This is a genomic window from Chitinophaga caseinilytica, assembly GCF_038396765.1.
In the GTDB taxonomy this organism is placed as follows: Bacteria; Bacteroidota; Bacteroidia; order Chitinophagales; family Chitinophagaceae; genus Chitinophaga; species Chitinophaga caseinilytica.
Genome location: NZ_CP150096.1, coordinates 4,249,407 through 4,257,547, shown reverse-complemented (window position 1 = coordinate 4,257,547; position 8,141 = coordinate 4,249,407). Strand labels below are relative to the sequence as shown.

Below are 8,141 nucleotides of genomic sequence, written 5' to 3'. Positions count from 1 at the left end.
GCATAAAAAAGCCGGGCAGGACTGCCCGGCTCCATCAGTTTTTGGAAACGTTTTTTGTGCCAAATTAAGGCCCGAAGGTAAACCGTTCCCGTTTCGTTGCCGATGGGCCAAAACCCATCATATAATATTATCCGGAATCGCTGCTAAATCGGCTGGCGATAGGAAAGTTTGTCCATCAGCAGCCATTTCCCGTCTAACTTCACGAGGTTGAACCGGTCTATAAACCGGAACGTGGGGAAAATCAATTGTACCAGCGCGGATGCGGTATCCCCATCCCATGAATAGCTGAGCATTTCCGGCAGGCATTCCTGAACAGGGGCATTGGCGACCGCATCGAGGTACTGGGGGACGGTCCACGCGGCCAATTTTCCGTCTACCACCATTCTAATGAAAGCATCCGGATGAAAGGCGCGCCGGAGCCGTTCGGTGTCTTTGGCCGGGCGGCCTTCCAGGTAATCGTTTATGGGAAGGAGGATGGACTGTATTTCCGCTTCGATCGCAGACTTGTTTGCTGTAGTTTCCATATGTCAGGCTTTTGCGTTGATGCAGCGAAATTAGGCAGGCGGGCGATGATACGATGCGACTTTTCAATCGGATACTTCTACAATTCAAACAGCATGTTTCCGGAGGGCATTTGGCGTGGCGCCGGTGTGCTTTTTATAAAAGCTATTGAAATACCCGGGATACTGGAACCCAAGGCAGTAGCCGATCTCGGAAACCGGCCAATCCGTGTTGAGTAGCAGGTCGTTGGCTTCCAGGAGAATCCTGGCGGCAATGTGTTCCGTCGTTGTTTTCCCGGTAAAATCCTTGACCATCCTGTTGAGGTGGTTGGTATGCAGGGACAGTTGCCGGGCGAAGTCTTTTGCGGACCGGAGCTGCAGTTCATGCCGGCGTGATCCGATGGGGAATTGCCGGTCCAGGAGCTCCAGGAACAATCCGGTTATCCTGGCGGCGGCGTTCAGGTCGCGGTCGTAATTCCCGGCGGGTTTCAATTTTAGCGCGTGGTGCACGATGAGGTGGAGATAGTTGCGCAGAATATCATCTTTGTGGATATAATGCTCCGCATTTTCGCGCATCATGGCGGTAAAGAAAGCCGCGATCTCGGCTACGCTGCCTGCATCGGGGAAAAATACCTTATCCGTTTCGGTCTGGAACATGGGCAGGTGGGTCAGCAGGCTTTCCCGCTGCCGGATGAAGGCCTGGTTGAAAATACAAAACCAGCCGCCCTGTTCCGTTGGGTCGGGTATCCAGTTGTAAGGGATCATGGGGTTGGAGAACACGAGCGCGGGGCGGTCGATGTAGATGGATTGATGGGCGTAATCGAGCCTTCCCGTTCCCAGGATCAGCGTCACTTTATAATAATCCCGCCGGCGGAACGGCGTGGCGTTGATGCAGGAGGCGCGTTCAAAAACATTGATATGCGGCTTGTCTGCCGCGATCTTATCCGGAGCCAGGTAGTGGATCCGTTCATAAAAGCCTGAAATGTCTTCCCGCTTGTGCATGGTATAAAATTAAGGCATACAAACTGATCGGTGATCCGAATTGAAAATTTCTTTCGAACGATGATAGTCGGGTAAAATGAGAAGGGATGATGTGGCGAAAATGGATTGGATCACATGCCATGAAAAAAGCCTGACATCTCGAAGGATATCAGGCTTTTTTTGGTGCCCAGAACAGGAATCGAACCTGCACTCCGTTGCCGAAACAAGATTTTGAGTCTAGCGCGTCTACCAATTCCGCCATCTGGGCATGCGACCGGGTTATGAAGCCTTATCGCGGGTTGCAAATGTAGAAATTCTTTGTTGAATCCGCAATAAATATTTTAGCTTGATGAAACATTCTTTCAGCAGGGTGATTTGCCCCTGGCTGGCGCGGCTGTTCTCAAAGGCTGCCAGCGCGGGCTCCACGTCTTCCGCCAGGTGCTGCATCCACCCGGAAATCCTGCTGCCCAATTGCAGCACCGCCGCTTCGTCCCCGCAATTTTCCAGTTCGAACAACTGGCTGTTCAGTTCCAGCATCTCCGACATGAATATTTCCGGCAACGGGTATTTCTCTCCGGGGCCCATCAGCCCCTCGAATCGTTTCAGTACCTCCATCTGATTTTGCAAAAAAGCAAATTTACAGTAATGTTGCAGCATTCGATCCAAACACCAATAAACAATCATGGCTTCCATTCAAATCGGACTGATCCGTGAAGAGAAAATTCCGCAAGATAACCGCGTCGCGTTCACCCCGCAGCAATGCCAGTGGATCCTTTCCCGTTACCCCACCGTGCAGATCACCGTGCAGCCCTCGCCGCACCGTGCCTTCAAAGACGATGAATACCGCGCCGCCGGTATCGATGTTGCTGAAGACCTGTCGCACTGCGACATCCTGCTCGGCATCAAGGAAGTACCGAAAGACAGGCTCATCCCCGGAAAAACGTACCTTTTCTTTTCGCATACCAAAAAACTCCAGCCCCAGAACCGCGAAATGCTGCAAACCATCCTGGAACGCAACATCTCGCTCATCGATTACGAATGCCTCGTGCATCCCGACGGGCAGCGCATCCTCGGGTTCGGGTTCTTCGCCGGCGTCGTAGGCGCGCATAACGGCCTGCTGGAATACGGACGGCGGACGGGCCTGTTCGATTTCAAGCGGGTATACGAATGCCACGACTTCCAGGAGCTGATCACCCATTATTTCGGCGTGAAGCTCCCGCCCGTCAAGATCGTGACCACCGGTTCCGGCCGCGTGACAGCGGGCATCCTGGAAGTGATGGGGCTCCTGGGCATCAAATACATCCCGCCCGACGAATTCCTCATCAACGAATACGCCTACCCGGTCTACACCCAGCTGAAAGCGGGCGAACTATACCTCCGCCGCTCAGACAAAACGTACAGCCGGGACGATTTCCACGCCCATCCTGAACAGTACGACTGCAAATTCCTGCCCTACGTCACCTGTTCGGACGTGCTCATGAACGGGATTTACTGGGACCAGGATATTGCGCCGCTGTTTACCTGGGACGACCTGGCGAAGGAGAATTTCCGCATCCAGGTGATCGCCGATATTACCGACGACCAGGGCGGTTCCGTACCCTGCAACCTGGGAGACGCTACCATAGAAGACCCCGTGTACGGCGTTCACCGCACCAACCGCGACAGGATCGCACCTTACGATAAGGAAGGCGTCACCATGATGTGTGTCGGCAACCTTCCCAACGAGCTCCCACGCGATGCATCCCAGTTCTTCGGCGACCACCTGATGAAATATGTGTTCGACGACCTGGTGAACGGCGGCAGCGAAATGATCCAAAAAGCGACCATCGTGGCCAACGGCCACCTCACCGACCGTTATGTCTACATGAAGGCGTATGCGGAGGGGAACGAGTAACGGCCATTCCAGATACTAAAAAAGCCCCGGGCGTTTATCCCCGGGGCCTTTTACAATATCTGTTCCCTGCTAAAGTTTGCTGTACCGCAACACCACGTGCCCCGATTCCAGGGTCCTCGTTTCCTCCAGCTTCAAAGCCATTTGATCCGGCAGTTGCGCGGTATCGAACAGGCGTCTCCCCGCTCCTGCCACCACCGGGTGTATCACCACGATAAACTCATCCACCAGTCCCAGCTCCAGCAATTCAGCAGACAACGCAACACCGCCGGCCAGGATGCCTTTGCCGGGCTCGTTCTTCAACCGGGTTATTTCCGTGGCCAGGTCGGTTTTGGCGAGGCGGGAATTATGGTCGTCTACACGCTCCAGCGTCCGGGAGAAAACGACTTTCGGGATTGCGTCGAACGCTTTTGCGAAATCGAGCATAAACTTCGTGGGCGCCACATTGCTTTTTGCGATATCCGGCCAGAAAGGCACCATCAATTCATAAGTGATCCGACCGTATACCATCAGATCGACTTCCCCTAAAAGCGCCGTAAAGTATTCATGTACCTCCACGCCCGGAGTTCCTTTGGTATGGGAACAACAACCGTCCAGGGTCATATTGATGGCGAAAATGAGTTTTCTCATGGGATGGCATTTGTTTGTTGCCACTCAAGTTAAGCAATTCGGTCAAGAACGATGGCCTTAGCTGATCAGGAATACGGCCTGACTACAATAACCCGTCAAATTACTGGGTAATCCGGCATTTATTTCAGATATTGTTATCCGCCGGCACGATCCCGGCTCTGCTTATCTAACGCCCGACCTGGATTTGAACCGAGAGCAGCCGTGGGGAACGGAGGCGCAAACTGGCAACCAAAACAAGTGAAAGACCTGAAACAGCCGCATATGAGCAAAATTAAATTCCTATCGCCCGTCCACGTCAAAAACAAGATCCGATTGGGTAGAAATCACGATGGAGGTTACGTTGTGTACGAGAAAGCGATCCAGCACACCGACCGGCTCCTGACTTACGGCGTTGGTTGGGAAACCTCGTTCGAAGAAGATTTCAACTCCCGCACCGGCAAACCCGTCCTCATGTTCGACCCCACCATGTTCAACGGCGAATACGTGAACATGCGGCATTTCGCGAAACTGATGATCTCCTTCCGCTTCCGGAAGGCTAAAAGATACCTGTCCACCGCCAAAAAATGGAAAAAGAAACTGACGGAGCTCAATGAAAGGAACATCGTGTTCGTAGACGAAGGCATAGCGCCGGAAAAGAACGGTAAATACAATTCGCTGGAACAGCACATGAAACAATACCGCCTCTTCGACGAAAACGTGCTGCTGAAAATCGATATCGAAGGCGGGGAATACGGGCTGCTCGATCATCCGAAGTTCCTGGCCTGCCTCGGCCGCGTCAACCAGCTGATCTTCGAGTTTCACGACCTGAAAAACAGGCTGCGCGAAGTGGAAAGCATCCTGCGGCTCCTGGAACGGGAGTTCACGCTCATCCACGTGCATGGCAACAACTATGGCGATACGTTCTATTCCTACGAGTTTTCCGGTAGCGGCACCAACGACGTGCTCATCCCCGATGTGCTGGAGCTCACGCTGGTCAGGAAAACCGTGCTCCAGGAGTCGGATATCGTTCATGAAGACGAATCCTATCCCGTTCCGCAGCTCGACTTTCCCAACAATCCGCAAAAGAAAGACATCCCGATCCATTTCGTTTGATCGGCATAACAACAATATTCCGGCCGTCCTGCCCGCATTGCCCGTGGCAGGACGGTCGCGTTTCCCGCCTATCCCTGCGGGTGTTTCTTCTCAAACCGCCGCTTCGCGATGATCCAGGCCTCTTCCATCAACCTGCAGGTTGTCTCCGCGTTTTCTCCTTCCGGGTTGAGAATACAGATATAATGCTGCGCGGCGTAATGCGGATGCGGCAGGAACCGGTCGAGCACGGCGTAGTCCCATTCGGCGGAAGGCTCGGGGAACATCCCGGCGAACGTTTCCTTCAACACACCGATATTCACCCTGAACACCCCTTCCCTGCTCAATTCCGACACATGATCGTATTCATTGTCAGCAATGGCGATGCTTACGAAGGGAAGCATCTGATCCGTCGAATAGAAATAAAAAATATAACCGCCATGCTCGAGGCGGGTGGTGTCGGGCAGGTTTTGTATAATGAATTGTTCGATAAGATCCACGGTCATATAACGGCGTTTGACCGCTAAGTTAATGCGATGCCGTACATTTGAAAAGTACTGGCAAACTTGTCAGCTACTGACAACAAGTAAAGCATTCAGCATGGCAGCACCGCTCACGCAGAAAAAAATCCGGAGCCTTGTCCGTTCCAGGAGTCCATGGACCTCCTTTCCGGTAAATGGACGATGTCTGTCATCAACGCATTGATGAGCGGAGTGTTGCGATTCGGGGAACTGGAGCGCGCGGTGCCAGGCATCAACACGCGCATGCTGGCCAGAACGGTGAAGGAGCTGGAAGAGCGGAAGATCATTTCGCGGAAACCCCATCCCACCGTGCCTCCCACCGTCGAATACTCGCTCACGGAAAAAGGGCTCGCGCTCAAACCGGTGATGCAGGCGCTCCAGGCCTGGGCAGTCGCCAATTATCACCGGGCGCAGGCAGAACAGTCCTGAACTGCTGTCAGCGGATGTAAAACGTTTGGCTGAAAGCACCGTTCACCGCCACGTCCCAGGCTTCTACGCGCACCCATTTGCGGCCGGCGAGTTTCGCTTCCAGCCGGAATTCCCTGTCGCCGAAAGCCTCCGTATAAGAAAGTTCGATCCGCTCCCGGAACACCGCTTTCCCGTCGCCAGAAATAATTTCAATGAACTGCATGGGGAACGTCCAGCGCAGGCGCAACGCGATCTCCGCAAGCCCGTTTGCGGGCAGTTGCAGGCTGTCGCCGGAAATGCGACCGTTGATCCGCAGAGACGGCATGAGCACCTCGCCCGTGGTACTGAAAAACCGCCCGTATTGCATGGCGTCCAGGATGGGCAACCAGCTGTCCTGGTACGCCGGCAGTTTGTCGAGCATGAGGTAATTGACGTTCATGTGGGCGTACATTTCATTGTCGGGCGTAATGGTAAAAAGGTCGGCTTCGGCGATGACCGTTTTCCGCGTTCCCCAGTTATTCATATCGTCGAGCAGATCGAGCACCCGCCTGCCGAGACGCGGCTCGGAAAGGTCGGCGGGCATGGCTTTCCACGCTGCGCCCATGAACCTGTCTGACTGAAAAAAAGCTTCATGGTTGTAGATGTCCGGTGTGTTGACGGAGCCTTTCGTACGCGGATGCGCCGTCCAGGCCAGACCGCTTTCATCTTTGAGCAGTTGCAGCATTTCGGATGTATTGCCGATGTGGTACACTTTGCCGAAGCCTGGCCGGTCTTCGACATAGGGCGTCTGTTCCCGGCGCGACATCACCCAATATACCGGCCGCGGAAAAATATTCAGCCAATGCCCTCCGAAAAACTCGTTGGGCTCTTCTCCCGGCAACAGCAGGAAATCCTTATCCGACTGCTTTTCACAAAGTTCGAACAGCGCTTTCAGCTGCGGGAGCCGCTTTTCGTCCGGCCCTTTGGGATCGGCGGTATAATGGAATTCCGCCAGGTGCACAATGTCTACGCCCAGCCGTTTGAACACGTCCACGAACTCCGGCCGTTCCGGCACCGGTTTCCCCGCCAGCATCACTTTCATGACGAATTCGTTATGGAAATGGCTCGACATCGTTTTGAATCCCGGCAGCGGAACGTACCGGTCGTTATGCGTATACCGTTTTACCGCGGCAAAGGCCGCCGTTTCGCTTTCTGTATCGAGCAGACAGAAAAAGTTCATGCGTTGCTGCGTGCCTGGCGGCGCGTTGAACCAGGGAACGAAGCGCTTGTCGCCCTGCAATTCCTGCCGGATGCCGATCCCGTTTCCCGGCACCAATCCGCGGTAACCTTTGCCAAACCAGGTGAACCGGAGGTTGAAGGCTTCGTCCAGCGGATAGAAATACTGGTGCGGCGGAGGAAATACGGCCAACGTGCCCTGTTTCCCGGAAGCCGCGATGGCACGATATTTCACGGCAACGTTGCGGGCGGTGTCCGCTTTTGCAGCATTTGCGCGTATGAGCGAATCACCGGTATTGATCCATGAAAAAGTTTGCCAGTCTTTCGATGCGCTTGTAAAACCGGCATCGAACACGATCGCCTTGGCGTCTGTTTGGGTGGAAACAACGGCCGCCACGTTGAAGAGCGGGCTGCCGTGATAGAACGTGATTTCCAGGTTGCCTTCGAAGGTTTCTGCGGATATGGGCCCGATGGTGACGATCGTCCTGCTGCCTTCCGTTCTTACTGCCGCGTTGGTTTTCCTGATCGTCAGAACATGGCTCTGGAAGGGCCTTTCGGGTACTTTATCGAAAAAGATGTTCCAGCGGTTTTGGGATAGCAGGTCTCTCCTTCCCACGCTTACGACAAAAACCGGGTCAGCCTGTGCAGCGATACGTTTGCCGTCGAGGGAAATTTCCTGGAAAAGCGGATGGCCGGGCGCCAGGTTGAAAACGACTTTGCCGGTCCGGGAATTTCCGGCGGGCCAGGTTACTTTCATCTTACTGTTAATAGTCGGGTCAACCGTTTGCGCTTTGGCAAAATATAGGTTCAGCAGGGCGATCAAAGACAATGCTAGTTTCATGACGTGGAATTTCATCATTCAAAATACAGCATGAAGCCGGCGCGGCGTTCGTCGATCCGTTTCTAAATCTCGTCAATTTGTTTCAG

The 8,141-nt window shown here is 53.9% G+C and carries 9 protein-coding genes and 1 tRNA gene; 3 read left to right on the top strand and 7 right to left on the bottom strand.

What is annotated here, in order from left to right:
- Window positions 1–143 precede the first annotated feature (143 nt).
- The 4 genes from WJU22_RS17490 to WJU22_RS17475 form a co-directional block, all read right to left on the bottom strand.
- On the bottom strand, window positions 144–524 hold the full coding sequence (locus WJU22_RS17490) for a nuclear transport factor 2 family protein (protein WP_341839459.1): 381 nt from the start codon (window positions 522–524) through the stop codon (window positions 144–146).
- Between the two features lie 84 nt (window positions 525–608).
- Window positions 609–1,502 (bottom strand): helix-turn-helix domain-containing protein, encoded by an 894-nt coding sequence (locus WJU22_RS17485; protein WP_341839458.1) that lies wholly within the window; start codon window positions 1,500–1,502, stop codon window positions 609–611.
- A 160-nt stretch (window positions 1,503–1,662) separates the two neighbouring features.
- A tRNA-Leu gene (locus tag WJU22_RS17480) sits at window positions 1,663–1,749 on the bottom strand.
- An 11-nt stretch (window positions 1,750–1,760) separates the two neighbouring features.
- On the bottom strand, window positions 1,761–2,174 hold the full coding sequence (locus WJU22_RS17475; protein ID WP_341839457.1) for an iron-sulfur cluster co-chaperone HscB C-terminal domain-containing protein: 414 nt from the start codon (window positions 2,172–2,174) through the stop codon (window positions 1,761–1,763).
- Between WJU22_RS17475 and WJU22_RS17470 the strand changes: the two genes are divergently transcribed.
- Window positions 2,164–3,375 carry an NAD(P)-dependent oxidoreductase gene (locus tag WJU22_RS17470; protein WP_341839456.1) on the top strand — a complete coding sequence of 404 codons (1,212 nt, stop codon included), beginning with the start codon at window positions 2,164–2,166 and terminating at the stop codon, window positions 3,373–3,375. The two genes, WJU22_RS17475 and WJU22_RS17470, sit on opposite strands and share 11 nt — an antisense overlap.
- 69 nt (window positions 3,376–3,444) lie before the next feature.
- Here WJU22_RS17470 and WJU22_RS17465 read toward each other — a convergent pair whose 3' ends face one another.
- Entirely contained in the window at window positions 3,445–4,002 is a 558-nt protein-coding gene (locus tag WJU22_RS17465) for a dihydrofolate reductase family protein (protein WP_341839455.1), read from the bottom strand.
- A 261-nt stretch (window positions 4,003–4,263) separates the two neighbouring features.
- Between WJU22_RS17465 and WJU22_RS17460 the strand changes: the two genes are divergently transcribed.
- The gene (locus tag WJU22_RS17460) at window positions 4,264–5,094 is read left to right on the top strand and encodes a hypothetical protein (RefSeq protein ID WP_341839454.1); all 831 of its coding nucleotides are present in this window, start codon (window positions 4,264–4,266) and stop codon (window positions 5,092–5,094) included.
- 68 nt (window positions 5,095–5,162) lie between these two features.
- Here the strand turns inward: WJU22_RS17460 and WJU22_RS17455 are convergent, their stop codons facing one another.
- A complete protein-coding gene (locus tag WJU22_RS17455) occupies window positions 5,163–5,576 on the bottom strand; it encodes a DUF6194 family protein (RefSeq protein WP_341839453.1) in 414 nt (137 codons plus the stop codon).
- A 150-nt stretch (window positions 5,577–5,726) separates the two neighbouring features.
- Here WJU22_RS17455 and WJU22_RS17450 point away from each other — a divergent pair, with 150 nt between their 5' ends.
- Window positions 5,727–6,020 carry a helix-turn-helix domain-containing protein gene (locus WJU22_RS17450; protein ID WP_341839452.1) on the top strand — a complete coding sequence of 98 codons (294 nt, stop codon included), beginning with the start codon at window positions 5,727–5,729 and terminating at the stop codon, window positions 6,018–6,020.
- A gap of 7 nt (window positions 6,021–6,027) precedes the next feature.
- On the opposite strand, the gene WJU22_RS17445 is transcribed toward WJU22_RS17450, so the two are convergent.
- The gene (locus tag WJU22_RS17445; protein ID WP_341839451.1) at window positions 6,028–8,055 is read right to left on the bottom strand and encodes a hypothetical protein; all 2,028 of its coding nucleotides are present in this window, start codon (window positions 8,053–8,055) and stop codon (window positions 6,028–6,030) included.
- Window positions 8,056–8,141: the final 86 nt, after the last annotated feature.

Coding starts and splice junctions, on each gene's coding strand:
- WJU22_RS17490 (WP_341839459.1), bottom strand. CDS start 524: ATGGAAACTACAGCAAACAAGTCTGCGATCGAAGCGGAAATACAGTCC.
- WJU22_RS17485 (WP_341839458.1), bottom strand. CDS start 1,502: ATGCACAAGCGGGAAGACATTTCAGGCTTTTATGAACGGATCCACTAC.
- WJU22_RS17470 (WP_341839456.1), top strand. CDS start 2,164: ATGGCTTCCATTCAAATCGGACTGATCCGTGAAGAGAAAATTCCGCAA.
- WJU22_RS17475 (WP_341839457.1), bottom strand. CDS start 2,174: ATGGAAGCCATGATTGTTTATTGGTGTTTGGATCGAATGCTGCAACAT.
- WJU22_RS17465 (WP_341839455.1), bottom strand. CDS start 4,002: ATGAGAAAACTCATTTTCGCCATCAATATGACCCTGGACGGTTGTTGT.
- WJU22_RS17460 (WP_341839454.1), top strand. CDS start 4,264: ATGAGCAAAATTAAATTCCTATCGCCCGTCCACGTCAAAAACAAGATC.
- WJU22_RS17455 (WP_341839453.1), bottom strand. CDS start 5,576: ATGACCGTGGATCTTATCGAACAATTCATTATACAAAACCTGCCCGAC.
- WJU22_RS17450 (WP_341839452.1), top strand. CDS start 5,727: ATGGACCTCCTTTCCGGTAAATGGACGATGTCTGTCATCAACGCATTG.
- WJU22_RS17445 (WP_341839451.1), bottom strand. CDS start 8,055: ATGAAACTAGCATTGTCTTTGATCGCCCTGCTGAACCTATATTTTGCC.